The organism is Paraburkholderia aspalathi (assembly GCF_905220735.1).
Taxonomy (GTDB): Bacteria; Pseudomonadota; Gammaproteobacteria; order Burkholderiales; family Burkholderiaceae; genus Paraburkholderia; species Paraburkholderia aspalathi.
Genome location: NZ_CAJNBA010000005.1, coordinates 24,093 through 47,546 on the forward strand (window position 1 = coordinate 24,093; position 23,454 = coordinate 47,546).

At 63.8% G+C, this 23,454-nt stretch carries 26 protein-coding genes; 19 read left to right on the top strand and 7 right to left on the bottom strand.

All coding sequences use genetic code 11. From position 1 onward, the window contains the following. Positions 1-130: 130 nt before the first annotated feature. Positions 131-1,426: a DUF3108 domain-containing protein gene (locus KHO30_RS26710; RefSeq protein ID WP_200652555.1), complete on the bottom strand. Its 1,296-nt coding sequence runs from the start codon at positions 1,424-1,426 to the stop codon at positions 131-133. Between the two features lie 10 nt (positions 1,427-1,436). Then, positions 1,437-2,339 (bottom strand): IclR family transcriptional regulator, encoded by a 903-nt coding sequence (locus KHO30_RS26715; protein WP_093645682.1) that lies wholly within the window; start codon positions 2,337-2,339, stop codon positions 1,437-1,439. 126 nt (positions 2,340-2,465) lie between these two features. Between KHO30_RS26715 and KHO30_RS26720 the strand changes: the two genes are divergently transcribed. The 6 genes from KHO30_RS26720 to rfaE2 all read left to right on the top strand — a co-directional run bounded on the left by KHO30_RS26720 (position 2,466) and on the right by rfaE2 (position 8,980). Then, positions 2,466-3,449 carry a fumarylacetoacetate hydrolase family protein gene (locus KHO30_RS26720; protein ID WP_093645679.1) on the top strand — a complete coding sequence of 328 codons (984 nt, stop codon included), beginning with the start codon at positions 2,466-2,468 and terminating at the stop codon, positions 3,447-3,449. A 270-nt stretch (positions 3,450-3,719) separates the two neighbouring features. Then, a complete protein-coding gene (locus KHO30_RS26725) occupies positions 3,720-4,940 on the top strand; it encodes an ABC transporter substrate-binding protein (RefSeq protein WP_211702857.1) in 1,221 nt (406 codons plus the stop codon). Between the two features lie 102 nt (positions 4,941-5,042). Further along, on the top strand, positions 5,043-5,939 hold the full coding sequence (locus tag KHO30_RS26730) for an enoyl-CoA hydratase/isomerase family protein (protein WP_211702858.1): 897 nt from the start codon (positions 5,043-5,045) through the stop codon (positions 5,937-5,939). Between the two features lie 194 nt (positions 5,940-6,133). Beyond that, positions 6,134-6,910: a PhaM family polyhydroxyalkanoate granule multifunctional regulatory protein gene (locus KHO30_RS26735; protein WP_211702859.1), complete on the top strand. Its 777-nt coding sequence runs from the start codon at positions 6,134-6,136 to the stop codon at positions 6,908-6,910. Between the two features lie 587 nt (positions 6,911-7,497). After that, positions 7,498-8,370 carry a ferritin family protein gene (locus KHO30_RS26740; protein ID WP_054035670.1) on the top strand — a complete coding sequence of 291 codons (873 nt, stop codon included), beginning with the start codon at positions 7,498-7,500 and terminating at the stop codon, positions 8,368-8,370. A 127-nt stretch (positions 8,371-8,497) separates the two neighbouring features. Beyond that, positions 8,498-8,980 carry a D-glycero-beta-D-manno-heptose 1-phosphate adenylyltransferase gene (gene rfaE2, locus KHO30_RS26745; protein ID WP_054035671.1) on the top strand — a complete coding sequence of 161 codons (483 nt, stop codon included), beginning with the start codon at positions 8,498-8,500 and terminating at the stop codon, positions 8,978-8,980. Positions 8,981-8,983: 3 nt separating this feature from the next. Here the strand turns inward: rfaE2 and KHO30_RS26750 are convergent, their stop codons facing one another. The 3 genes from KHO30_RS26750 to KHO30_RS26760 form a co-directional block, all read right to left on the bottom strand. After that, complete coding sequence (locus KHO30_RS26750; RefSeq protein ID WP_093645669.1) at positions 8,984-9,223, bottom strand: hypothetical protein; 240 nt, start codon at positions 9,221-9,223, stop codon at positions 8,984-8,986. A 75-nt stretch (positions 9,224-9,298) separates the two neighbouring features. Further along, the gene (locus KHO30_RS26755) at positions 9,299-10,114 is read right to left on the bottom strand and encodes a type III pantothenate kinase (RefSeq protein WP_093645666.1); all 816 of its coding nucleotides are present in this window, start codon (positions 10,112-10,114) and stop codon (positions 9,299-9,301) included. Next, positions 10,111-11,016 carry a biotin--[acetyl-CoA-carboxylase] ligase gene (locus KHO30_RS26760; RefSeq protein WP_093645664.1) on the bottom strand — a complete coding sequence of 302 codons (906 nt, stop codon included), beginning with the start codon at positions 11,014-11,016 and terminating at the stop codon, positions 10,111-10,113. Before KHO30_RS26760 ends, KHO30_RS26755 begins: the two co-directional genes overlap by 4 nt. Before the next feature lie 106 nt (positions 11,017-11,122). Between KHO30_RS26760 and KHO30_RS26765 the strand changes: the two genes are divergently transcribed. From KHO30_RS26765 to KHO30_RS26810, 10 genes are all read left to right on the top strand, one after another. Continuing rightward, complete coding sequence (locus KHO30_RS26765; RefSeq protein WP_093645661.1) at positions 11,123-12,256, top strand: MlaE family ABC transporter permease; 1,134 nt, start codon at positions 11,123-11,125, stop codon at positions 12,254-12,256. Beyond that, entirely contained in the window at positions 12,253-13,131 is an 879-nt protein-coding gene (locus tag KHO30_RS26770) for an ABC transporter ATP-binding protein (protein WP_093645659.1), read from the top strand. The genes KHO30_RS26765 and KHO30_RS26770 overlap by 4 nt, the downstream gene beginning before the upstream one ends. 16 nt (positions 13,132-13,147) lie before the next feature. Beyond that, positions 13,148-14,134, top strand: coding sequence for an MlaD family protein (locus KHO30_RS26775; protein WP_093645656.1), 987 nt, complete (start codon positions 13,148-13,150; stop codon positions 14,132-14,134). A gap of 34 nt (positions 14,135-14,168) precedes the next feature. Next, positions 14,169-14,795: an ABC-type transport auxiliary lipoprotein family protein gene (locus KHO30_RS26780; RefSeq protein WP_093645654.1), complete on the top strand. Its 627-nt coding sequence runs from the start codon at positions 14,169-14,171 to the stop codon at positions 14,793-14,795. Between the two features lie 31 nt (positions 14,796-14,826). Next, positions 14,827-15,984, top strand: coding sequence for a VanZ family protein (locus KHO30_RS26785; RefSeq protein ID WP_093645651.1), 1,158 nt, complete (start codon positions 14,827-14,829; stop codon positions 15,982-15,984). A gap of 153 nt (positions 15,985-16,137) precedes the next feature. After that, on the top strand, positions 16,138-16,461 hold the full coding sequence (locus KHO30_RS26790; RefSeq protein ID WP_054035677.1) for a (2Fe-2S) ferredoxin domain-containing protein: 324 nt from the start codon (positions 16,138-16,140) through the stop codon (positions 16,459-16,461). A gap of 8 nt (positions 16,462-16,469) precedes the next feature. Next, positions 16,470-17,114: an alpha/beta hydrolase gene (locus KHO30_RS26795; protein ID WP_093645649.1), complete on the top strand. Its 645-nt coding sequence runs from the start codon at positions 16,470-16,472 to the stop codon at positions 17,112-17,114. A gap of 344 nt (positions 17,115-17,458) precedes the next feature. Continuing rightward, positions 17,459-18,688, top strand: coding sequence for a D-alanyl-D-alanine carboxypeptidase family protein (locus KHO30_RS26800; protein ID WP_211702860.1), 1,230 nt, complete (start codon positions 17,459-17,461; stop codon positions 18,686-18,688). A gap of 13 nt (positions 18,689-18,701) precedes the next feature. Next, positions 18,702-19,655 (top strand): D-amino acid aminotransferase, encoded by a 954-nt coding sequence (locus KHO30_RS26805; RefSeq protein WP_211702861.1) that lies wholly within the window; start codon positions 18,702-18,704, stop codon positions 19,653-19,655. Continuing rightward, positions 19,627-19,896, top strand: a complete 270-nt coding sequence (locus tag KHO30_RS26810; protein WP_054035680.1) for a DUF493 family protein — start codon at positions 19,627-19,629, stop codon at positions 19,894-19,896. The genes KHO30_RS26805 and KHO30_RS26810 overlap by 29 nt, the downstream gene beginning before the upstream one ends. A gap of 26 nt (positions 19,897-19,922) precedes the next feature. Here KHO30_RS26810 and KHO30_RS26815 read toward each other — a convergent pair whose 3' ends face one another. Beyond that, complete coding sequence (locus tag KHO30_RS26815) at positions 19,923-20,891, bottom strand: transcriptional regulator GcvA (RefSeq protein ID WP_093645641.1); 969 nt, start codon at positions 20,889-20,891, stop codon at positions 19,923-19,925. Between the two features lie 98 nt (positions 20,892-20,989). Between KHO30_RS26815 and KHO30_RS26820 the strand changes: the two genes are divergently transcribed. The 3 genes from KHO30_RS26820 (at position 20,990) to lipA (ending at position 23,198) form a co-directional block, all read left to right on the top strand. Beyond that, the gene (locus KHO30_RS26820) at positions 20,990-21,316 is read left to right on the top strand and encodes a DUF2917 domain-containing protein (protein WP_093645639.1); all 327 of its coding nucleotides are present in this window, start codon (positions 20,990-20,992) and stop codon (positions 21,314-21,316) included. A 135-nt stretch (positions 21,317-21,451) separates the two neighbouring features. Beyond that, the gene (gene lipB, locus KHO30_RS26825) at positions 21,452-22,177 is read left to right on the top strand and encodes a lipoyl(octanoyl) transferase LipB (RefSeq protein ID WP_211702862.1); all 726 of its coding nucleotides are present in this window, start codon (positions 21,452-21,454) and stop codon (positions 22,175-22,177) included. Between the two features lie 13 nt (positions 22,178-22,190). Further along, complete coding sequence (lipA, locus tag KHO30_RS26830) at positions 22,191-23,198, top strand: lipoyl synthase (protein WP_054035853.1); 1,008 nt, start codon at positions 22,191-22,193, stop codon at positions 23,196-23,198. A 115-nt stretch (positions 23,199-23,313) separates the two neighbouring features. Here lipA and KHO30_RS39595 read toward each other — a convergent pair whose 3' ends face one another. Then, a complete protein-coding gene (locus tag KHO30_RS39595) occupies positions 23,314-23,448 on the bottom strand; it encodes a hypothetical protein (RefSeq protein ID WP_266211018.1) in 135 nt (44 codons plus the stop codon). Positions 23,449-23,454 lie beyond the last annotated feature (6 nt).

Genomic DNA, 23,454 nt, shown 5'->3' on the forward strand with positions numbered 1-23,454 from the left:
GAAAGAGCCGTTTGCGCGCTTCTCCCTCCTTCACTATACCTACGTGGCGGCCGCGCGAACGGTTGCGGTTCACGTGCGAGTGAGCCGCGTCGCGGAAGTTTCAACGATCTGTTCGAGACCCTGCTCGGGTTCAGGGTTTTTCGGGCGCGTTGCCGGGCACGGTCGTATCGACCGAGGGGGTGGTTTCGGGTGTTGGTGCGGGTGAGTTGCCGGGTGGTTGGTTTGCCGAATTGTCAGGTGAAGTATTGCCGGCGCCGCTGGCGCCATTAGAACCACTCGTGCTGTCAACGCTGCTGCCCGTACCGTCCGCATTGAGCTTGCCGCGCCACACCAGTTCGAATTGCGTGCCATTCGGCTCGGTTTGCATGATTCGCGCGGGCAGCCAGCCAAGCGAAGGCGCGAGCCAAACGTCGATTCGGCGCAGATCGCCGTCATGGCGAGGCAAGCGTTTGAAGTGGCGCGTCTCGAGGTAGCCCTGCGCGGTGCGGATGGTTTCGTCGCCGATCGTCTCGACTGGCCAGTTCTCGCCGCTGTTGTTATCGACCACAAAGAATTGCCGCGTCACGCCCGGCTTATAGGCGGCCGGGTCGCCGCGCACGAGGCTGGCGAGTTGCATCACCATGCTGAAACGGTCTTGCGCGCCGTCGGGCAGCGGCAGCGTGGTGGGCGTGCGCGTGAAGGCGATATTTTTATCGGTGCGATTGAAGATCGCCACGTCTTCCGGACGACGGCCGCGCTTTTCGATGTATTGATCCGGCGCGAGGCCGAATGCGTCGATGCGGCCATGGCTCGAATACACGAACGTGCCGACGAACGGCAGCGGCACGGAGACGACCATTTCGTAACTCTGCGCGTTGCTGGTCCAGTGGATGGTGCCGGGCTGGTTGCGCACGCCGTTGTAGAACGTGTCGTACTGCAGTTCGCCTGATGGCGGAACGGAGAATTTCACGCCCGCGGCAGCGTGAGGCGCGCTCGCAGCAGCGGGTGCGCTGGCCGTGCCGGCGGCGGTTGCGCCCGCCTTGGCGTTGGTATCGGGTTGACTCGCTGCAGCCGATGCGCTCGCCGCGGCATCCGATGCGGCCGCGACCGCAGGTGCCTGCTTTGCCGGTTGCGTCGCCGTCAACACGTGTTCACGCGGCTTGCTTGCAACGGCCTTGTGCGCCGGAGCCGGCGTTGCTGCTTGCTGCGCGTCGGTAGCGGGTTTGCGTTCGACACGCTCGGGTGTCAGCAGTGCAACCTGCACGGGGACATGTTCGTTGTCTGATGGATTGAGCGACGCGCGGTTGCGCTCGACCCATTGCGCCGCAATCCAGTGCAGGACGGCCACCGCCAGCAGAACCGCCAGCCATCGCCCCACCCGCAAACCGGCGCGCGGCCCGACGGGCGGCGTGCGATCAGAGCGTTGTGCGGCGGAAGGTGAGGACATGGGTGAATCGTCAGCGTGGCGTTGCACTATACCCGAGCTCATACGAGAGCTTTTGCGCACATTCGCGCAGCGCCGTATCGATCTCGCCGCCCCAGCGGATATCGAATGCACCCTCATGACCGAGCGCGACCAGGCCGAGCGCGAGATCACCGGTCGAGTCGAAGACCGGCATGCAGAACGCGTGGATGGTCGGCAGCAACATGCCCTCCACACGCGCTGCTTCGTGCTGCCGCACGTCTGTCAGCGCCCGTTCGACTTCGTCCCGCGTGCGCGGCCCGCCCATGTGCGACGAGCGGCGCGAATCGGCCAGTTCGCGCTCCAGCATCGCGGCGGTCTTGCTCGACGGCAGATAGGCGGCAAACAGCAGGCCGGTGGCGGAACTGAGCAGCGGCATCACGTCGCCGAGCTTGAGCGACGCCTTGGCCGGATGACTCGATTCCATCCAGTGGACCATCGTCGGCCCCTGATTGCCCCACACCGCGATGCCTACGGTCAGATCGAGCCGGTCGCGCAGTTCGGCAAGCGCAATGCGCGCGAGCTTCACGCCATCGACGCGCGCAAGCCGCGCGAGCCCCAATTGCAACGCAAAGCCGCCCAGTTCGTAGCGGCCCGACAGCGGATCCTGCGCCACCACGCCGAGGCGCAGGAAGCTCACCAGATAGCGGTGCGCTTTCGCCGGGCTCATACCGGCACGCTGCGCCAGATCGCGCAGCATCATCGCGCGCGGTTCGTGGGTGAGCACCTCGAGCAATCTGAAACCGACTTCGATCGACTGGATGCCCGAGCGCAGTTTTTCCTCGCCGGTCTCGACGCTTTCGTCGTCGGATTCGGGCGCGTCCAGCGGCTCCTGCGGCTCAGCGGAAGCGGAGTCGGTATCGGTACGGATCGCGCCGGAGCGGGCAATTGGAGGCATGAGCGAGGCGCATCGAGCGCGTTCAAAAGACAGTGATAGAGGCATTAGACGCAAGGGCGCTTGGGCCGCGCCGATTCACCATCGTAGAATAGATTCCTTCTATCGTCACTAACGGTTCACTCCCCTATGAAACTTGCCACGCTGAAGGACGGCACGCGCGACGGTCAGCTGATCGTCGTGTCCCGCGACCTGCACACCGCGGCCGTCGCCGACGCGATCGCGCCCACCATGCAGCGCGTGCTCGACGACTGGGCCTTCTACGCGCCGCAATTGCAGGATCTGTACGATGCGCTCAACCAGGGCCGGGCGCGCAACACCTTCCCGTTCGACGCCAAAGAATGCATGGCGCCGTTGCCGCGAGCGTTCCAGTGGGCTGACGGTTCATCGTACGTGAATCATGTGGAGCTGGTGCGCCGCGCGCGTGGCGCGGAAATGCCGCCGGAATTCTGGACCGATCCGCTGATGTACCAGGGCGGCAGTGACGACTTCATCGGCCCGAAAGACGACGTGCTGTGCGCATCTGAAGAATTCGGCATCGACTTCGAAGCGGAAGTCGCCGTGATCACCACCGACGTGCCGATGGGTGCCACGCCCGACCAGGCGCTCAGGAGCGTGCGTCTGGTGACGCTCGTCAACGACGTCTCGCTGCGCAATCTGATCCCCGCCGAACTCGCGAAGGGCTTCGGCTTTTTCCAGAGCAAGCCGGCCACGTCGTTCGCGCCGGTCGCGGTGACGCCGGATGAACTCGGCGAAAGCTGGCGCGAAGGGCGCCTGCACCGGCCGATGATCGTGCACTGGAACAACAAGAAGGTCGGCCAGCCCGATGCCGGCACCGACATGGTGTTCCATTTCGGCCAACTGATCTCGCACGCGGCGAAAACGCGCAACCTGCGCGCCGGTGCGATTGTCGGCTCGGGCACGGTGTCGAACAAGGACGCTAAGCGCGGCTATTGCTGTATCGCTGAAAAGCGCTGCCTCGAGACCATCGAGCACGGCGCGCCGCAAACCGAGTTCATGAAGTTCGGCGATACCGTGAAGATCGAGATGTTCGACGAAGCCGGCAAGTCGATTTTCGGTTCAATCGATCAGGGCATCGCGCCGCTGGATTGATGCGCCGGTTTGGTGCGGACCGCGGCAATCAGGACCGCGCCACGTGCGCTTCATTGCTTACGAAAGGGTTTCGCCCGATGCCGCCGTCACGACGCGCCGCTACACTGACTGGCGCGGCGGCGGCCCCGGGATAGCGGCTGTCCGTTGATCGCGAAACCAATGCAAAACCATCGCGAAGCCGCACGTGAGCAGGACATAAGCAACGCATAAGTAACACCCAGCAGCACATCGGCGCTACATCAAAACGAAAAACCGAGGTGAGGAGACAGCATGCCGCCATTTGAAACCACCGAACGAGGAATCCAGGGCGCTCGCGTATTGAGCGTACGCGCAACACCATCGTGCCGCGGACTCGCCCGTCTTGCCGCCGCGCTGTGTGCCGCGTTGCCCGCCATCGCCATTGCGCAGGTGAAGATCGGCCTCGTGCTGTCGCTGACCGGGCCAGCAGCTTCGCTCGGTATTCCCGCGCGCGACACAGTCACACTGCTGCCCAAACAGATCGGCGGTCAGAGCGTCGAATACATCGTGCTCGACGACGCGTCCGACACCACGCAAGCCGTGCAGGACACGAAGAAGCTGATCTCCGAGAATCATGTCGACGCGATAATCGGCTCGTCGATCACGCCGAATTCGCTCGCGATGATCGACGTGGTGGCCGATGGCGAAACACCCATGATCTCGCTGGCCTCGTCGGCGAAAATCATCGACCCTGTGGATGCGAAACGCCACTGGGTATTCAAGACCCCGCAGACCGATGCGATGATGGCCTCGGCGATTGCCGCTCACGCCAGTACGCACGGCGTCAAAACGATCGCGTTCATCGGCCAGGGCGACGCGCTCGGCGAAACCTTCTACACCGAAGTCGCGAAGTTCGCGCAACTGCATCACATCAACGTGGTGGCGAGCGAGCGCTTCAATCGCACCGATCCGAGCGTGACCGGCCAGGTTCTGAAGATTCTTGCGACTCATCCGGATGCAGTGGTGGTCGGCGCGGCCGGCACGCCCGCCGCGCTGCCGCCGAAAACCCTCAGGGAACGCGGCTACAAAGGGCTGATTTATCACAATCACGGCGTGGGCAATAACGACTTCCTGCGGGTGTGCGGCGCCGACTGCAACGGCACGTTCCTGCCCGCGAGCCCGGTGCTGGTCGCCGCGCAACTGCCGGCGGACCATCCGGCCAAACGTCTCGCGCTCGACTACATCGCGCGCTTCGAGGCGTTGCGTGGACCGGGCAGCGTGTCGGCGTTCGGCTCGTACACCTGGGACGCCGGCATGCTGCTCAGCAACGCGGTGCCGATCGCGCTCAAGGTGGCCGCCCCCGGCACGCCGGAATTTCGCGGTGCGTTACGCGATGCGCTGGAAGCGACGCGTGGTCTTGCGGATACCAACGGCGTGGTCAACATGAGCGCCACTGATCACCTCGGACTCGATCAACGGGCGCGTGTAATGGTCGAGATCATGAATGCGAAGTGGGTTTATCAGCCGCATTGAAATTTTGCTGGGTTTGCGCGGGTCTAGCGCGGAATATGGCAAATGTGCCCTTAGCTTAGGGCGACGGTTTCAACCGACATACCGATAGACGGATTGCTCATCATGTCTCAGGCAACACACAGTAACGACGCGTTTTACGCGCACTACCACTCGCTGCAATTGCACCGCCATCCGCATGGCGTGCTCGAAGTCGTGATGAGCGGCGAGGGTGCGAACAAGAGCGGCCTCGCCACCGCTAATGCGCGAATGCACTTCGAACTCGCCGAAATCTGGCGCGATATCGATCGGGATCCCGACACGCGTGTCGCGATCATTCGCGGCGAGGGCAAGGGCTTTTCGGCCGGCGGCGACCTGCAACTGGTCGAAGACATGGCGACCGATTTCGACGTCCGCGCACGCGTGTGGCGCGAGGCGCGCGACCTGGTCTACAACGTGATCAACTGCAGCAAGCCGATCGTTTCGGCAATGCACGGTCCTGCGGTCGGCGCGGGGCTCGTGGCCGGGCTGCTCGCAGACATCTCGATCGCGACGAAGTCGGCGCGCATTATCGACGGCCATACGCGTTTGGGCGTGGCAGCCGGTGATCACGCGGCCATCGTCTGGCCACTCCTGTGCGGCATGGCCAAGGCCAAGTACTACCTGCTGCTGTGTGAGCCGGTGAGCGGGGAGGAGGCTGAGCGGATCGGCCTCGTGTCGCTCGCCGTCGACGAAAACGATCTGCGGCCCAAAGCCTTCGAAGTCGCGCAAAAACTCGCCAACGGCTCGCAAACGGCGATTCGCTGGACCAAGTACGCGCTGAACAACTGGCTGCGCTCGGCGGGGCCGGCGTTCGATACGTCGCTGGCACTGGAATTCATGGGCTTCGCCGGGCCGGATGTGCGCGAGGGCGTGAACTCGCTGCGTGAGCGGCGCGCGCCGGATTTTGGCGGCGCGGACCCGTGGAATGGGCAGCCGCGGCACACACCGGGCGGCGGCGCATCGGGCGGTGGGCGCTCCTGAAACAGGAGGCCGGCGCGTATTGCGCAAAGCCCCGCCGGTCGGCACTTGAGGTGCTGCGCGAGCGGGCAAACATGGGGCAAGCAGCAGCCCAAACTAAGCGCGATTCGCAGCACCGCGCGCGGTATGATCGAATTCGAATCAAACGCGCGCGGGACGGCGCTATTTCCTTCCCTTTATGCAGCGAGGCGACAAGCATGACTGATACATCTGGCACCACGCCGCCCTTTCCGGGCTTTCCCGGTTTCCCGCCCGCTGAAATGCTCGAACGCATGTGGGGCATGATGCGTCTCTCGCCGTTCGGCTCGGCGTTTTCGGGCGCGCAGCCTGGCAGCAACCTCGGGCCGTCGCTGTCGATGATGTCCGACATGATGGCGCCGCTCACCAACGTCGAAGAGCTCGATAAGCGCATCACCGATATGCGCGCGGTCGAGCAGTGGCTCAAGCTGAATTTGAACATGCTGCAGTCCGCCATTCAGGCGCTCGAAGTGCAGCGCGCCACACTCGCGACGCTGCGTGCGTTTGGCGCGTTCGCGCAGTCGTCGATGGCGCAGCCGGCTTCCGCGGCTGCCGCGCCGAGTCCCTCGCCGACCGGCTGGCCGCACCCGGAAGCCACCGTGGCTTCGGCCAGTGCAAGCTCATCGGCCGCGCCCGAACCGGCAGCCGAAGAAGGCGAAGCCGCCGCGGCACCGCCGTTCGATGCCTCCGGCTGGTGGAATCTGCTGCAATCGCAGTTCAATCAGATTGCCCAGTTTGCGATGACGCAGCCAGGCGCCGCAGCGGAAGGTTCGGTAATGGACTCGCCAGAAGGCGCGGCGAGCGCTTCAGCATCGGCCGGCGAAGGGGCTGACGTGCCGGAGGGAACCGCAGCCAAAAAGCCTGCAGCGAAACGGGCAACGACGTCGGCTTCAACGGCCGCGAAGCGCGCAGGCAGCGCGAGCGCCGCTCCCCGAGCGACGAAAAAGGACATTTGACGGCGGGAGTGAAACGGGTCGGCGCGATCTGTGCGCCGACAGCGTGCACAGCCGTGCCGACCGGCGGCGCCAACGAAGTGAATTCGCCGCCTGTCATGGTTTTGACCCCGATCGTCCGCCACACTCCGTGAATCGGGCTGTTTATTGAGAGAAGTCAATCAGGCGCGGGAATTGCGTCTGCTAAGGCACGGGAACCGTAAAGTCAGCGTGCTATCATTGTGTAAGCTTCATTTGGCTTTTGGGCGTGCGCTGAAAACAACCCATGCGACCCGTCCTTGCGCCATTCGCCGCCGGTACCACCGGCGCAGAGCTGGACGGTGCGGATTCATCGCAGACTGGCTCGACCTCAGGCATAGGGTATCCCTCACCCACGGTTGGCCGCGCAGCGCGTAACTTCTGGTTAGCAGCGCCGCGCAAACGCCGGACTTCTTTGCTGCCCGGTGCATCTAGGCGGCCGATTACCGCGTAAAATTGAATGCTTGGCCGATAAACGGTGCACAAAACGGTGCGTTTCGTTCGTCATAAGCAAAAGTGCTACACGTAGTAGTTACAGACACAGACAGTATGCGCAGAACAGGGGTGGGACTATGAACACCATGCTTTATCCGGAACTTTATAAATCGCTCGAATCCGTTCGATGGGACATGGAGAAAGACATTCCCTGGGACAAGTTCGATGCATCGCTATTGACCGACGAGCAGGCAGCGACGATCAAGATGAACGCGATCACCGAATGGTCGGCGTTGCCCGCCACGGAAATGTTCCTCCGTGACAACCATCACGACAGCGATTTTTCCGCGTTCATGAGCGTGTGGTTCTTCGAAGAACAGAAGCATTCGCTGGTGCTGATGGAATATCTGCGCCGTTTCAAGCCGGAAATGTGTCCGACCGAAGAAGAACTGCACGCCGTGCGCTTCGAATTCGATCCGGCGCCGCCGCTCGAAACGCTGATGCTGCACTTCTGCGGCGAAATCCGCCTGAATCACTGGTATCGCCGTGCTGCCGAATGGCACACCGAGCCGGTCATCAAGGCCATCTACGAAACCATTTCGCGCGACGAAGCGCGTCATGGCGGCGCGTACCTGCGCTACATGAAGAAAGCGATGGTGCAAACCGGCGACATCGCGCGTGCTGCGTTCGCCAAGATCGGCGTCCTGATGGCATCGGCGCGCCGCACGGAAAAGCCGCTGCATCCCACCAACCTGCACGTGAATCAGGCGCTGTTCCCGCGCGACACGATTCAATCGCGTCTGCCGGATCCGGAATGGCTCGAACGCTGGCTCGACGAGCAGATCCGTTTTGACGACGGCTGGGAAAAGAAGGTAGTCGAGCGGATTCTGCACAACCTGTCGATTCTGTTCGAGCGCACGTTCAACACGGCGCAGGAACTGAACCGTTATCGCAAGGAAGTCGTGCTGCGCCTGCAGGCCGATCAGAAATCGGCTGAACAGCCGGCTTGATGGGTTCAGGTTCGCGGTTTTAAAGTTTCAGGAACGGCCCGGCAGGCGTGAGCTTGCTGGGCCGTTTTGCTTCATGCCGTCCGGCGTGTATCGTGGCGGCACTTCTTTTTTCTTTTGCGACTCCGTCATGGCCGCTACTTTTGAACGCAAGATTTTTACGCGCGATGCGCTGGTGAAGCTCCGCGCTTCGATGTCCGCACCGGTTGTATTTACCAATGGTGTGTTCGACATCCTGCATCGCGGGCATGTGACATATCTGGCCGACGCCAAAGCACTCGGCGCTTGCCTGATTGTCGGCGTCAATAGCGATGCCTCCGTGCGCATGCTAGGCAAAGGCGATGACCGGCCGATCAATAACGAGGCTGACCGGATGGCTTTGCTGGCGGCGCTGGAGAGCGTCGATTATGTGGTTTGTTTTGGCGAGAAGACGCCCGTGGAGCTGATTTCGGCGCTGCGTCCGGATGTGCTCGTCAAAGGCGGCGACTACGACATGGATGTGTTGCCGGAGTCGGCCATTGTGCGGGGCTGGGGAGGCAAGGCTTTAGCGATTCCGTTCGAGCATGAACGGTCGACTACCGCGTTATTGAAGAAGGTTCGCGCGCAAGGGTGATCTTTACTGCGGCAGCGCAGATGCCGCGATCGGCGCCGTCGGCGCCGGGCCGCCTACCACGGCCTGGTCGGCGGCTTCGGCTGCCGTGACGGGCCGCACCTTCAACCACTCCGCATGGAGCTGGCGGTTCAGGTGGTTCGGCTCTCGGCCGCCGGCTGTGGGCGTCGGGCCGAATACGCCGCGCATCGCGACGAATGCCAGCATATTGGCAAGAAACAGGATGGCGATCAGCCAGCGCAGCATCGTTAGTATTCCCCGTTAATAAGTTCGGCCGCCGTTCTCGCGCTGCTATCCCACCGTTGTCCGGAAGGTCGCGGCTCAGGCGTCGCGTTCCATCGCGTGCTCGGCCGCAATCAGCGCAAGCCCCGACAGCACCAGCGAATCGTGGCGAGTATGCGGCACTTTTAGCGCACTTGTCACTTCGTCCACGGCGCCGCCGCTTACCACCAGGCGCACCGGCACCTGCCATTCGTCCTGCAAGTCACGCCACATGCGTTCGATCAGACCGGCTTGCGCCAACGTGCATCCGGCCGACAACGAGCGCGGCGTGTCTGTCGCGAAGAATGGGCCGCGACGCTCGCGCTCAGACGGGGCGTCCTCATCGAGCAGGCCGCGCGCAGCATGGGCGTCGAGTGTCGGTAGTTGCGCCGTGTGCTCGCCGAGCGAGCGCATCATAAGAGTCCAGCCCGGCGCAATCAGGCCGCCGACAAAGCTACCGTCCGCACGCAGCGCTTCAAGCGTGGTTGCCGTGCCGAACGTTGCAATGAGCAGGTTCTCGCCGGGAAACGCCGCGTGCGCGCCGATCAGGCCCGCCCAGCGATCGCTGCCGAGCGCATGCGGCGTCGTGTAGCTATTGGTCACGCCGCACTGCTGCGCAGAGGCGCGGATCGTCGTGCGCGGCAGTTGCGGCCAGTGAGCGTCGAGTAGCGCGGCAATCCGTGCCGCGACGCTTTCGCCCGCCACGTTGGATAACCATGCGCCGCTCGGCGTCGGCAACGTCGACCATTCCGGCAGGTCAACGCCGCCGTGCGCGAGCGCGCCGGCTGCGATTTGCGTACCGTCCGGCTGCACCAGCGCCCACTTGACGCGGCTATTGCCCGCGTCGATTAACAGATAAGGCGCGCCGCTCGTCATGCCGTATCGTCGGCCAGACGCAGCGAGACGTCACCGGTCGCGACGGCGAGACGCCCGGCCGCCGTATTGAGCAGCAGTTGTCCGCTTTCGTCGACACCTGTGGCTACGCCGCGCGCCAGCTCTTTACCTTGCTCCAGCAGCACGACTTCGCGGCCTGCGTAGGCGTGCACCGCGTTCCAGCGCGTCTGGAACGGTGCGAAGCCTTCCGCGCCGAAGCGCTGCAGCGCGGGTTCGAGCGCGTTCAGTTCCGCAGCCAGCGTATCGGTGAGGTTCGCATTCGGCAGCGCGCGTTGCAGTGCGGTCGGTGTGGCGCCGCGCGCTTGCGCCGGCACATTCGCGTTGAGCGCGCCGACCTTGGCGGCGAGCTCGTCCGCACCCTTTACATTGGTGCCGATACCGATCACCACGGCGCTCGCTTCGTCCGTGCTCCATGCGGTTTCGATCAGGATGCCGGCCAGCTTGTCGCCTTCGAACAGCACGTCGTTGGGCCACTTCAGCGCGATCTGCCCCGGACCCGCGACCGGTAACGAACGCAGCCCGTCGACCAGCGCCACGCCGACCGCGAGACTCAAGCCCGCCAGTCCTTCGAGCGGGCGCGGCAGCACGCAGGCCACGGAAAACAGCAGCGCATTGCCCGGTTCCGCATACCATGGGCGGCCACGACGGCCGCGGCCCGCGGTTTGCAGATACGCGACCCGCACGATCGGTCGCGGCAGTGCGCCGGCCTTGCGCGGCAATGCCTTGACGCGCGTCATCAGGTCGGCGTTGGTCGAGCCGGTTTCCTCGACGATTTCGATCGGCCAGTCGTGCGCATGCGCACCGAACAGCGCGACAGCGCGCTCACGGTCGATGCGCCAGTCGGAGGCCGCAGCGGCTTGGGGTGGGGTCTTGGAGGCGTTCATGTCTCATATTGTAGCCACTGCGAACGCCAGGAGTCCGTGAGCACGGTTCAAGCGCCGCGCCTTCGTTACAATGACCCCTAATCCGATAACCAGATTCCAGCGATCCTTGAACTACGACACTCCGCCCGGCCTTGAAGTCGCGGCCGGCAGCCAAGGCAAGATCGTCCGGCTTTCGGGCCAGTGGACGGCGCTCGCGCTCGCACGGGACAAGGCCACTGGCCACGTGATCCCGCTGTTGCACTCGCTGGCTGGCGCTACGGGCATCCGCCAGTGGGACCTGTCGCGTATCGACCGGATGGATCACGTCGGCGGTCAGGCGCTGTGGCGCGTGTGGGGCCACAAGATGCCCCCGGACACCACGCTCACCGATACGCAACGCGACATTTTCGAGCGCATCGCGCTGCTCGACACGGCGCGCGAAAAAGTCGAGCCGGTGGTCAAGTTCGATCCGTTCACCCGGCTGGGCCTCTCGATCTTCTCGTTCTTCGAGCACCTGTACGGAGGGTTCGGCATGCTCGGGCAGGTCGTGCTCGATCTTCTCGCGATCGCGCGCAAACCGAAGATCACGCCGTGGACTGAGATCTCCGCGAACATCTATAACGCCGGCGCCAAGGCCTTGCCGATCACCGCGCTGGTCGCGTTTCTGATCGGCATCGTGCTGAGCTATCTGTCGGCGCAGCAACTGCGGCTTTTTGGCGCGAATCAGTACATCGTCAATATTCTCGGGCTGTCGGTGATTCGCGAACTGGGACCGGTGCTGTCGGCGATTCTGGTGGCGGGCCGCTCGGGCTCGGCGATTACCGCGCAGATCGGCGTCATGCGCGTCACCGAAGAACTCGACGCGATGCGCGTGATGGGCATCCCACACGGCCTACGGCTGATTTTGCCGCGTGTGGTCGCGCTCGGCGTGGCTATGCCGCTCCTCGTGATGTGGACTAACATCATCGCGTTGACGGGCGGCGCGCTCGCCGCGAAGATCGTTCTCGGCATCGACATGAGCTACTTCGCGCGCGCCTTGCCGGGCGTGGTGCCGGTCGCGAACTTGTGGATCGGCCTTGGCAAGGGCGTTGCGTTCGGCATGCTGATCGCGATCGTCGGCTGTCACTTCGGCTTCCGTATCAAAGCCAATTCGCAAAGCCTCGGCGAAGGCACGACGACCTCGGTGGTGACCTCGATCACCATCGTGATTCTCGCGGACGCGGTGTTCGCGATCCTCTTCCAGAATGTGGGGCTAGGATGATCGCGCCACTCACCCAGGCCGTACGCGGCCAACCGATGCCCGAGATCGCGGAGCCGGTGATCGAGGTGATCGACATCACCAAGCGCTACGGCCGCAACATCGTGCATCAGCATCTGAATTTCGACGTGCGGCGCGGCGAGATCGTCTCGATCGTGGGCGGTTCGGGCTCGGGCAAGACCACGCTGGTGCGGCAGATTCTCGGCCTGGAGCGGCCGTCGTCGGGAACCATCAAGCTGTTTGGTCAGGACATTGCGACCATTTCGCCCGAAGACGCGCTGCTCATGCGCAGCCGCTCCGGGATGCTGTTTCAGCGCGGCGCGCTGTTCTCGTCGCTCTCGGTGTTCGACAACGTCGCGCAGCCCTTGCGCGAACTCGGCAAGGTGCCCAGCGACCTGCTGCGCGACATCGTGATGCTCAAGCTCGAAATGGTCGGCCTGCCGTGCAAGCACGCGTCGAAGATGCCGTCGGCGCTTTCGGGCGGGATGATCAAGCGCGTGGGCATTGCGCGCGCCATCGCGCTCGAGCCCGAGTTGCTGTTTCTCGACGAACCGACCGCCGGCCTCGATCCGCAGGCGTCGGATGAATTCGTCGAACTGATTTCCGCGCTGCATCGCGCGCTCGGTCTGACGGTGGTGATGGTCACGCACGATCTCGACACGATGATCGCGCTGTCCACCCGCGTCGCCGTGCTGGCGGATCGCAAGGTGCTGGTCGCCGCGCCGGTCGAAGAGGCGGCGGGCGTCGATCATCCTTTTATCCGGGAATATTTCCTCGGCCTGCGCGGGCGTCGCGCGCTGCAGGCGCTGCCGCCGGAACGCCGCGCGAAATTGCCGCGCGCCGCGCTCGAATCGGCATCGTCCGAATTGCCGCTGTGAACCAGGGAACCTGACTATGGAAAACAAATCACATGCCTTCTGGGCAGGGATCTTCACGGTGGCCTTGCTGGCTGCGATCGCAGTGGCGGCTTTTTTGTTCAACGTCGACCGTTCCGTGCGGGTGCCGTACGATCTGATTGCGCGCACCAATGTCACGGGGCTCTATACCGACGCGGCGGTGCGCTATCGCGGGCTCGACGTCGGCAAGGTGCAGTCGATCAAATTCGATCGGGATCATCCTGGGCAAATCCTGATCCGCATCCTCGTCGACACGCACGCGCCGATTACGCATTCCACGTTCGGCAGCCTCGGGTTCCAGGGCGTGACGGGTATCGCCTTCATTCAGCTGGATGATAGTGGGCGCGATCCGACGCCGCTCGCGTCGTCGGCGAAAGCGGTGGCGCAATTGCCGATGCGTCCGGGCTTGCTCGATCAATTGCAGCAACGCGGCGACGTTTTGCTGCGCAAACTCGAAAGAGTCACTGACGACGTCGACAATCTGTTATCGCCGGAAATGGTCAGCCAGTTGCAGGGCACGGTAGCGAGCCTTCAGAAGGCCGCCGACGGCGTCGCCACGCTGACCCAGCAGATGGCGCCGGCAGCCGGCAAGCTGCCCGGCACGATCAACGCACTGGATCGCACGCTGGCGTCGACCAATCAGTTGATCACCAGTCTGAACCGTCCCGACGGGCCGTTCGAGACCAACCTGAACAAGGTCGGAACGGCGGCGCAGCAAGCGGGCGACGCACTGGTGTCGATGGACAGTTCGATCCAGGAGTTGTCGGCGCGCGTCGGTTACGACACGCTGCCGCGCGTCAATTCGCTCGCCGAAGACGTGCGCTCGGCGGCCCGTTCCGTGGACCGCGCTGCCGATACGTTCAGCACCAATCCGCGCAGCGTGCTGTTCGGTGCGCCGCGTTCGGCGCCGGGTCCTGGAGAGGCCGGTTTCTCATGGCCCGCCGCGCGCGCTGCTGCGCCCGGGGTTACACCCGCCGCCAAATGAAATGATTTGCAGGTTTTGAAGAAGGAAGATTGTCATGTCACGCTTGACCCACCGATTGTTGTCCTCTGGCGCCACGCTTGCGATGCTGCTCGCGTTCGGCGTGCTGGCCGCGGGTTGCGCCGGCACCCCCGCGGCGATCTCGGACATCCGCTACGACCTCGGGCCGCCGAACCCGGCGGCCTCGGCCGGCACGCAGCCGGCGGTGAAGGTGCTCGATGTCACCGCGCCCGACAACCTCGAATCCGACAAGCTGATTTACCGGCTCAGCTACGCCGACGCGCAGCAAACGGCGTCGTACGCGAATAGCCACTGGACCATGGCGCCGTCGCAACTGCTGACCCAGCGGCTGCGCGGTGCGCTCAGTTCGCGTGGCACCGTGCTGACCGGGGCCGACGGCGTGCACGCAGCGGTTCTGAAAGTCGATCTGAGCGAGTTCGAACAGGTCTTCGATAGCCAGTCGGAAAGCCACGCCGCGGTGACCGCGCGCGCCACGTTGACGCAAAACGGCAAAGTGATCGGCCAGCGTACCTTCCTCGCACGCGCGCCGTCCAGTTCGGCGGATGCCGCCGGCGGTGCGCAGGCGCTCGCTACGGCCAGCGACGACCTCGTCGCGCAGATCGGTGCATGGCTCGGCGTGCAGGCGCTGGTCGCCGCGCAATGACCGGCTCGCAGCGCAAAGAACGGAGCGCTGCATGAGCGTTAAGCCCTGGCAGCGCCGCCCGTCGGCGCTCGCCCGGCAGACGTTGGGGCTGTATACGGCGCTGATCGTCTACGGTTCGTGGTATCCGTTTTCCGGTTGGCGTTCGCTCGGCCTTGCTCCGTTTGCCTATCTGTCCGATCCCATGCCGCAGTACCTGACGGCGTTCGACGTCGTCACGAACGTGCTCGGCTATATGCCGTTCGGCGCGCTGGTAGTGCTCGCGGTGTATCCGCGCTGGCGCGGCACGCTGGCGGTCGCGTTGGCTTTCGTGCTCGGTGGCTTGCTGTCGGGCGTGATGGAAGCGGTGCAAACCTATCTGCCGACGCGCGTGGCCTCCAACCTCGACCTGGCCGCCAATGCGCTCGGTGCGCTGCTCGGCGCGGCGATCATGTCGCCGGCCACCGGCGCGTTGCTCGATCGCGGTTTGCTGCGGCGTGCGCGGCTCCTCTGGTTCGAGCGCGAAACGGCAGCGCTTGCCTGTCTCGTCGCCTTGTGGCCGTTCGCGACCATGTACCCGGCGCCGCGGCTTTTCGGTCTAGGCAACTGGCCGCGCGAGCTGTGGCTGCGTTTCGATTCGACGACGCAAGATGCCTTGCTCGCGTGGACGCCGACGGCCTGGCACGTCGGCGCGTGGCCGGCGCTGGTGGCCGCCTGGCTGCCGGACGACGCCTGGGAAGCCGTCATCACCACGCTCAATCTGTTCGCCGCACTGGCTCTCGCCTCGCTGCCGGTGCGCCGCCATGCGCCGCTCGTGCGCCTGTTGATCGTGTTTATCGTCATGACCTTGTGCGTGAAGGCGGGCGCGACCTTTCTGCAATCGCAATCCGGTCTTGCGTTCGACTGGGCGACGCCCGGCGCACTGATGGGGCTCGTGTGCGGCACCGTCGCCGCATTGCTGGCGCTGCGCTTGCGGCGCAGGTCGCGGGCGGCGCTCGCGGGATGCGCGCTGACGGTCGCGCTGGTGTTCGTCAATCTGCTGCCGGTCAATCCGTATTTCGATGCCGTACTGGCGGACTGGCGCCAGGGACGGTATCTGCACTTCAACGGTCTCGCGCACTGGATCGCGTGGATCTGGCCGTATGCGGCGCTGGTGTGGCTCGCCTATCTGGTTGAACAGGTGTGGCTCAAGCGGCGCGTGAGGGGCGCATGACGCGCACATGAAGCAGCGGCGGCGCATGCGTGCAGCCGTGCGTCCGCCGTTCAGCGATCGTCAGCCCCGCTCGCTATAATCTTCCGCACAACAGGCGCGCTGCGGCGCTTCCAGCGCCATCCCCACTCTTACAGTCTCGCCTCTCCCGACATCATGGATTCCTACTACAAGTATCACGTCTTCTTCTGTCTCAATCAGCGCGATCCCGGCGCGGAGCGTCCGAGCTGCGCGAATTGCAACGCGCAGGCGATGCAGGAACACGCGAAAAAGCGCGTGAAGCAACTCGGCCTTGCAGGCCCGGGTCAGGTGCGTATCAACAAGGCCGGCTGTCTCGAGCGTTGCGAACTCGGCCCGGCGCTCGTCGTGTATCCGGAAGGCGTCTGGTACACGTATGTCGACGAGAGCGACATCGATGAAATCGTCGATTCGCATCTTGTGAACGGCAAAGTCGTCGAGCGTCTGAAAATCGATCAATAAACCGCGCCATGAATGTACATACGAAGAAGTATCTGATCGACGGCCCGGTCGGCAAGATCGAAGTCGCGCTGGATCTGCCCGACGAGATGCGTGAGAACGGCGCCGCGCCGCGCGGCATCGCGCTGGTTGCGCACCCGCATCCGCTGTTTGGCGGCACGATGGACAACAAGGTCGCGCAGACGCTTGCCCGCACGCTCGTGCAGTTGAATTACGTGACGTACCGCTCGAATTTCCGCGGTGTCGGCGAAACGCAAGGCGAGCATGACGCCGGTATCGGCGAGCGCGACGATTTGCGCGCCGTGCTCGACCACATGCGCGCCCAGGCAGGGCAGGGCGATCTGCCCCTCGTACTGGCGGGTTTTTCGTTCGGCACCTTTGTGCTGTCGCACGTGGCCGCGAAGCTGCGCGAAGAAGGCCAGGCGATCGAGCGGATCGTGTTCGTGGGCACCGCGGCGAGCCGGTGGGAAGTCGCGCCTGTGCCGGAAAACACGCTCGTGATTCACGGCGAAATCGACGATACCGTTCCCATCCAGTCGGTTTTCGACTGGGCGCGGCCGCAGGAATTGCCGGTGGTCGTGATTCCGGGGGCAGAGCATTTTCTGCATCGCAAGCTGCACGTTCTGAAGCGGATCATCGTCGACGCGTGGCGCTAAGGGGCACACTTGGGGACACACGCGGAGGGCGCCGCGCGTGTTTTCCGGGGTACAGGTATGTGCAAACGCAAATTAATCGCCGACCTTTGCTCAAAGATACCAGGATAGCGCGCGTATAATGAGCGCTCTTTTTTGGGCGCAGCATTGCCCACCCGGCAGTTCGCGCGACGCGTAGCTTCTTGCTCGTGCGCAGCGGTGCCGGATGCGAGGCGTGCTGCGCGAACCGATCGCGTCGCCGGAAGTCCAATGGGCGCCGCGCCGTTTTTACGGCCTGACGCTCGCCGACCGGCTCCTCCAATCTGTGCGCCCTGCGCGCGATGTATTTTTCCGCACGAATCGACCCTATGCGTTTCTCCACCTCCGGCCGCACGTCATTCCCGTCAGTTTCTTCTTTCGTTCCCACTACGCTTAGCCGTGCCGTGACCCTCGGCATCGTGCTGCCGGCAACGCTCGTTGCCAGCACGGCGTTCGCGCAGGTGCCGCCGCCCGCGGTGAACGCGCGCTCGTGGGTGCTTGTCGACGCCACCAGCAATCAGGTGCTCGCCTCGGGCAATGCCGACGAACGCGTCGAACCGGCCTCGCTGACCAAGCTGATGACCGCGTACCTCGTCTTCGAAGCACTGCAAACGAAGAAGATCACGATGGACCAGACGGTGATGCCGAGCGAAGCGGTGCGCCGCGTGCGCACCGACGAATCGCGCATGTTCATCGAAGCGAACAAGCCGGTGACCGTGCACGATCTGGTGTACGGCATGATCATCCAGTCGGGTAACGACGCGGCGATCGCGCTGGCCGAACTGGTGGGCGGCAGCGAAGCGCAGTTCGTCAACATGATGAACACCGAAGCGCAGAAACTCGGCATGAAGAACACGCATTTCGCCGACGTGAACGGCATGCCCGACGCGCAGCACTACACCACCGCGGGCGACCTCGCGGTGCTGTCGGCGCGCCTGATTCGTGACTTCCCCGACTACTACAACATCTTCTCGGTCAAGGAATTCACGTACAACAAGATCAAGCAGCCGAACCGCAACCGTCTGCTGTGGATCGACCCGACGGTGGACGGCCTGAAGACCGGTCATACGCAGGCGGCCGGCTATTGCCTGATCGCCAGCGCGAAGCGTTCGCTGCCGGGTACGGCCGACGGCTCGCGCCGTCTTGTCTCGGTGATGATGGGCGAGGTCAAGGAACACGACCGCGTGCAGGACAGCCTGAAGATGCTGAACTACGGCTACACCGCGTACGACACGGTGCGTCTGTACAAGGCGAACCAGGTGCTGGGCACGCCGCGCGTCTACAAGGGTGCGCAGGACACCGTGCAGATCGGCGTGAAGGGCGATCAGTACATCACCGTGCCGAAGGGCATGGGCGACAAGGTGAAGCCGCAGATCGAGCAGATCGATCCGCTGATCGCACCGATCGCGAACGGTCAGCAGGTCGGCACCGCGAAGCTCGTGGCCGACGGCAAGGTGCTGGCGCAATTCCCGATCGTCGCGTTGCAGGCTGTTCCGCAAGCCGGTGTGGTCGGCCGCGTGTGGGATTCGCTGATGCTGATGTTCAACAAGAAGAAGTAAGAGCCCGATTGCGATGACTGCTGTTTCCGATGTTTCGCTCGACCCGATCGTTTATCTGAACGGCGAGCTGGTGCCCTTGTCCGAAGCGCGCGTACCCGTTCTCGACCGCGGCTTTATTTTCGGCGACGGCATTTACGAAGTCGCGCCCTTGTATCCGCATGCGAGCGGCCGTACGGCGTTTCGCTTCCGGCATCATCTGGCGCGCCTCGCGCGTTCGCTGGACAAGATCGGCATCGTCAATCCGTTCGACGATACCGGCTGGCGCGCGCTGATCGACCGCGTGGTTGCGGCCAATGAAGCGGACGCGGGCCTGCGCGCCGATCAGGACGCGATTGCCTACGTTCAGATCACACGGGGCGTCGCGAAGCGCGGTCACGCGTTCCCGGCCGGCATCCAGCCGACCGTGTTCGTGATGGTCACGCCGCTGAACCTGCCGAACGCTGCCCAGCGCGCGCAGGGCGTGCGCTGCGTCACCGCCGAAGACCGCCGCTGGCTCAATTGCGATATCAAATCGATCTCGCTGCTCGGCAATGTTCTGATGGCGCAATACGCAGCTGAAAACGACGCGTTCGAGACGATCCAGTTTCGCGACGGCATGCTGACCGAAGGTTCGTCGTCGAATATCTGGATGGTGAAGGACGGCGTGTTGTATGCGCCGCCGCGCAGCCACAAGATTCTCGAAGGGATTCGCTACAGCCTGATCGAAGATCTGACGGGCGAATGCGGCATTCGCTTCGAAGCGCGCGAGATCGCCGAAGCCGAGTTGCGTGCCGCCGACGAGATTCTGGTCAGCTCCGCCACCAAGGAAGTGCTGCCGGTCACGCAGCTGGACGGCCAGCCGGTCGGTAGCGGTAAGCCGGGTGCGGTGTTTGCGGCGTTGTACGCGGCCTATCAGCGCGCCAAGGCCAAGGAAGCGCAAGAAGCGCAAGGAGTAGAAAGTGAATCCAGCGAAAGAATCATTGCTTGAGTTTCCGTGCGACTTTCCCATCAAGATCATGGGCAAGTCGCATCCCGAGTTCGCCGAGACGATCGTCACGGTGGTTCGGCAGTTCGATAACGAAGTCGATCCGGCTCGCGTGGAAACGCGGCCGTCGAGCGGCGGCAATTACACCGGTTTGACGGTTACTGTGCGCGCGACCAGCCAGGCGCAGCTCGACGATATTTATCGCGCGCTTACTGGTCATCCGATGGTGAAGGTGGTGCTTTAAGGCCAGCCAGGCTCTGTGCCTACGGATTACGGCGTGACGCGCAATGCGTCCGCCGGGAGGTCGGCGCTTGCAGCAGAGCCCACCTCGCAAGCCTGCTCGAAAAGCTGTTTGAACCGTCCCACTTCTTCGAATACCCAGGCGCGGAACGCCTTGACGCGCGCGGTTTCGAGCATCTGCGGCGGGCAGATGAAGTAGTACTGCCACGGGCTCGGTCCATCCACATCGAATAGCCGCACAAGGCGGCCTGCCGCGATCTCGTGCATCGCCAGAGAACGGCGCGTGAGTGCGACTCCCTGGCCGTCGATGGCCGCCTGCAGCAGGTTCGACGAATCCTGATACAACACGCCGCGCTTCGGCTCAGGCCAGTCTGTGAGGCCGGCGGCGTCGAACCACGGGCGCCAGAGTTCGTCGTCCGAGCGCAGCAACTGAACCTTGGCCAGATCGGCCGGCGTTTGCGGCAGCTTGCCGCCGTTGAAATTCGGCGCGCAAGCCGGAAAGAAGATCTCCTCCAGCAGCAACTCCGCGTGCAGCCCCGAATATTTGCCGTAGCCGAAGCGGATCGCCACGTCGACGTCGTCGCGCGCGAAGTCCGTCAGCGCGTTGGTGGACAGCAGTTCGAGGTCCCACTGGGGATGCGCCTCGATAAAGCTGCCGATGCGCGGCGTCACCCAGCGCGCCGCAAACGAGGACAGCATGGACACGACGAGACGTCGTTCGCGGTCGCCGGCGCGGACTTCGCGGGTGGCGTCAGCCAGCGCCATCAACGCGGTGCGCACGCGTGTGGCATAGCGGCGGCCCGTGTCCGTGAGCCGTACGCGCTTGCCGTCGCGGGCGAACAGTGCGATGCCCAATTCCTCCTCAAGCGCGCGAATCTGGTGACTGACGGCGCCGTGCGTGACGAACAGCTCGTCGGCGGCGCGCGAGAAGCTCTCGTGGCGGGCGGCGGCTTCGAACGCCTTGATGGCGTTCAGCGGAGGCAATTGCCGGAGATCCATCGCAATATTTCTCACATAGAGGTGAAAATAGATCGTTTTGCGTAAACCCTTGCTACGCCTAGGATTGTAGTCACGAAACGAATTTTGGCGAGGGCATCATGCGAGAAATTTCCTCTAGTATCGGCTTTGAAATCCGCAATGGCGAAACCATTCCTATGAAGGTAGCGCGCAGCACCAAGCTGGTCGTGCATGGTGGTGCGGTGTGGGTCACGCGCAGCGACGATACCGAAGACTACTGGCTGCAGCCCGGCCACACGCTGCGGCTGCGGCGCGGCGAACGGCTGTGGTTGAGCGCCGAGGGCAGCACGCATGCGAAGGTCGCGTTTTCAGTGCCGACACGCTGCGATGAGCGTGCGCTCAACTGGCTCGCGCGGGTGGGCGAACGGCTGGCGGCCCGCATGCGGGGGGGCTGGCGCACGGTGTGAGCGCTGGCGGCGCCGTGACGCGATGGCGGAGCGGCGCTGAAGTTGAACGGCGCTCAGGCGCGAAACGAAGCGCCCCGAGTCCCAAAGTGGGCGCGTCCGGCGGGGATGCCCAGATTTCGGTAAACTGTCGGGATCATGTGCACCACCCCGGTTTCCCCGTCTCCCTTGCCCGCCACGGCGCCGCTTACGCTGCGCTGGCTCGGCAACGAACCTTACGAAGCCAGTTTCGAAGCGATGCGCGCGTTCACCGACGCGCGCACCACCGATACACCCGACGAGATCTGGCTGGTCGAACACCCCCCCGTCTTCACGCTTGGCCAGGCCGGCGACCCTGCGCATCTGCTGGCCGCCGACAGCGGCATTCCGCTTGTGAAAGTCGACCGGGGCGGGCAGATCACGTATCACGGGCCCGGACAGGTGGTTGCCTACCTGTTGCTGGACCTGCGCCGACGCAAGCTGATGGTGCGCGAGATGGTCACCCGGATCGAGCAGGCCGTGATCGACACCCTCGCGGCGTATAATCTCGTCGGAGAACGCAAGGCGGGCGCCCCCGGTATCTACGTGGCGCCCGGGCCGGACGCCGGGTTGCATGCCGGCGCCAAGATCGCCGCGCTGGGTCTGAAAATCCGCAACGGCTGCAGCTATCACGGCGCGAGCCTGAATGTGAACATGGACTTGCGGCCGTTTCTGGCCATCAACCCGTGTGGCTACGCGGGGCTCGAAACAGTCGATATGGCAACGCTGGGCGTTGCCGCCGGCTGGGACGACGTGGCCCGTACCTTTGCAGCACGCCTCACCGCAAACCTCGACGGCAGTCCCGCGGCCGTCGCCCAACCGCAGGCCGGTGCCCTCACCGCCTGACTGGACCGAACGAATGACTGACGTTACCGCGAACCTCGCAGCTTCTCCCGCTCCTGATGCCGTGCCGGCTCCCGCCGCTGCCTACGACGCCACCGCGAAGCAGAAGGCGCAAGCCAAAACCGCCCGTATTCCGATCAAGATCATCCCGATCGAAAAGCTGAAAAAACCGGACTGGATCCGCGTCAAAGCGGCCACCGGCAATTCGCGCTTTTCTGAAATCAAGCAGATCCTGCGCGAACACAATCTGCACACGGTGTGTGAAGAAGCGAGCTGCCCGAACATCGGCGAATGCTTCGGCAAGGGCACCGCGACGTTCATGATCATGGGTGACAAGTGCACGCGCCGCTGCCCGTTCTGCGACGTCGGCCACGGCCGCCCCGATCCGCTCGACGTGGATGAACCGGGCAACCTGGCGCGCACCATCGCCGCGTTGAAGCTGAAGTATGTGGTGATCACCAGCGTCGACCGTGACGATCTGCGCGATGGTGGCGCTGCTCACTTCGTGGAATGTATCCGTCAGACGCGCGAACTGTCGCCGGAGACGCGTATTGAAATTCTGACGCCGGACTTCCGCGGCCGTCTGGATCGCGCGCTCGGCATTCTGAATGCCGCACCGCCTGATGTGATGAACCACAACCTCGAAACGGTGCCGCGTCTGTACAAGGAAGCGCGCCCCGGTTCGGACTATGCGCATTCGCTGAAGCTGCTGAAGGATTTCAAGGCGCTGCATCCGGACGTCGCGACCAAGTCCGGCCTGATGGTCGGCCTCGGCGAAACCGAAGAAGAAATTTTGCAAGTGATGCGCGATCTGCGCGAGCACGACGTGGACATGCTGACGATCGGCCAGTATCTGCAGCCGTCGGAACACCATCTGCCGGTGCGCTCGTATGTGCATCCGGACACGTTCAAGATGTACGAGGAAGAAGCGTACAAGATGGGCTTTACGCACGCCGCTGTGGGCGCGATGGTTCGCTCGAGCTACCACGCCGATCTGCAGGCGCATGGAGCCGGGGTGGTTTAAACGGTTTAGTGTGTTATCAGTTTGAAAATGCAAAGCCCGCACATGTTGCGGGCTTTGTTTTTTGGGCGCAGAAGTGGCGGTTCAGCAGTTCCGCCCTGAGATCTGCCTGCGTTGCCTAACGGTAATAACGTGCGAGCAGACTGCAAGTAACGGATATCATTCCGCCGATGATCGTGAACGGGTAAAGAAAGAGGATGAAGCGATGGCGCAGTGCGCGGTCTTCGATGAGGCGGTCGATCAAATTGGGCATGCTGGA

What these genes read in the sequence shown, in the direction of transcription:
- KHO30_RS26710 (WP_200652555.1), bottom strand. Translation starts at nt 1,426, where the DNA reads ATGTCCTCACCTTCCGCCGCACAACGCTCTGATCGCACGCCGCCCGTC.
- KHO30_RS26715 (WP_093645682.1), bottom strand. Translation starts at nt 2,339, where the DNA reads ATGCCTCCAATTGCCCGCTCCGGCGCGATCCGTACCGATACCGACTCC.
- KHO30_RS26720 (WP_093645679.1), top strand. Translation starts at nt 2,466, where the DNA reads ATGAAACTTGCCACGCTGAAGGACGGCACGCGCGACGGTCAGCTGATC.
- KHO30_RS26725 (WP_211702857.1), top strand. Translation starts at nt 3,720, where the DNA reads ATGCCGCCATTTGAAACCACCGAACGAGGAATCCAGGGCGCTCGCGTA.
- KHO30_RS26730 (WP_211702858.1), top strand. Translation starts at nt 5,043, where the DNA reads ATGTCTCAGGCAACACACAGTAACGACGCGTTTTACGCGCACTACCAC.
- KHO30_RS26735 (WP_211702859.1), top strand. Translation starts at nt 6,134, where the DNA reads ATGACTGATACATCTGGCACCACGCCGCCCTTTCCGGGCTTTCCCGGT.
- KHO30_RS26740 (WP_054035670.1), top strand. Translation starts at nt 7,498, where the DNA reads ATGAACACCATGCTTTATCCGGAACTTTATAAATCGCTCGAATCCGTT.
- rfaE2 (WP_054035671.1), top strand. Translation starts at nt 8,498, where the DNA reads ATGGCCGCTACTTTTGAACGCAAGATTTTTACGCGCGATGCGCTGGTG.
- KHO30_RS26750 (WP_093645669.1), bottom strand. Translation starts at nt 9,223, where the DNA reads ATGCTGCGCTGGCTGATCGCCATCCTGTTTCTTGCCAATATGCTGGCA.
- KHO30_RS26755 (WP_093645666.1), bottom strand. Translation starts at nt 10,114, where the DNA reads ATGACGAGCGGCGCGCCTTATCTGTTAATCGACGCGGGCAATAGCCGC.
- KHO30_RS26760 (WP_093645664.1), bottom strand. Translation starts at nt 11,016, where the DNA reads ATGAACGCCTCCAAGACCCCACCCCAAGCCGCTGCGGCCTCCGACTGG.
- KHO30_RS26770 (WP_093645659.1), top strand. Translation starts at nt 12,253, where the DNA reads ATGATCGCGCCACTCACCCAGGCCGTACGCGGCCAACCGATGCCCGAG.
- KHO30_RS26775 (WP_093645656.1), top strand. Translation starts at nt 13,148, where the DNA reads ATGGAAAACAAATCACATGCCTTCTGGGCAGGGATCTTCACGGTGGCC.
- KHO30_RS26780 (WP_093645654.1), top strand. Translation starts at nt 14,169, where the DNA reads ATGTCACGCTTGACCCACCGATTGTTGTCCTCTGGCGCCACGCTTGCG.
- KHO30_RS26785 (WP_093645651.1), top strand. Translation starts at nt 14,827, where the DNA reads ATGAGCGTTAAGCCCTGGCAGCGCCGCCCGTCGGCGCTCGCCCGGCAG.
- KHO30_RS26790 (WP_054035677.1), top strand. Translation starts at nt 16,138, where the DNA reads ATGGATTCCTACTACAAGTATCACGTCTTCTTCTGTCTCAATCAGCGC.
- KHO30_RS26795 (WP_093645649.1), top strand. Translation starts at nt 16,470, where the DNA reads ATGAATGTACATACGAAGAAGTATCTGATCGACGGCCCGGTCGGCAAG.
- KHO30_RS26800 (WP_211702860.1), top strand. Translation starts at nt 17,459, where the DNA reads ATGCGTTTCTCCACCTCCGGCCGCACGTCATTCCCGTCAGTTTCTTCT.
- KHO30_RS26805 (WP_211702861.1), top strand. Translation starts at nt 18,702, where the DNA reads ATGACTGCTGTTTCCGATGTTTCGCTCGACCCGATCGTTTATCTGAAC.
- KHO30_RS26815 (WP_093645641.1), bottom strand. Translation starts at nt 20,891, where the DNA reads ATGGATCTCCGGCAATTGCCTCCGCTGAACGCCATCAAGGCGTTCGAA.
- KHO30_RS26820 (WP_093645639.1), top strand. Translation starts at nt 20,990, where the DNA reads ATGCGAGAAATTTCCTCTAGTATCGGCTTTGAAATCCGCAATGGCGAA.
- lipB (WP_211702862.1), top strand. Translation starts at nt 21,452, where the DNA reads ATGTGCACCACCCCGGTTTCCCCGTCTCCCTTGCCCGCCACGGCGCCG.
- lipA (WP_054035853.1), top strand. Translation starts at nt 22,191, where the DNA reads ATGACTGACGTTACCGCGAACCTCGCAGCTTCTCCCGCTCCTGATGCC.
- KHO30_RS39595 (WP_266211018.1), bottom strand. Translation starts at nt 23,448, where the DNA reads ATGCCCAATTTGATCGACCGCCTCATCGAAGACCGCGCACTGCGCCAT.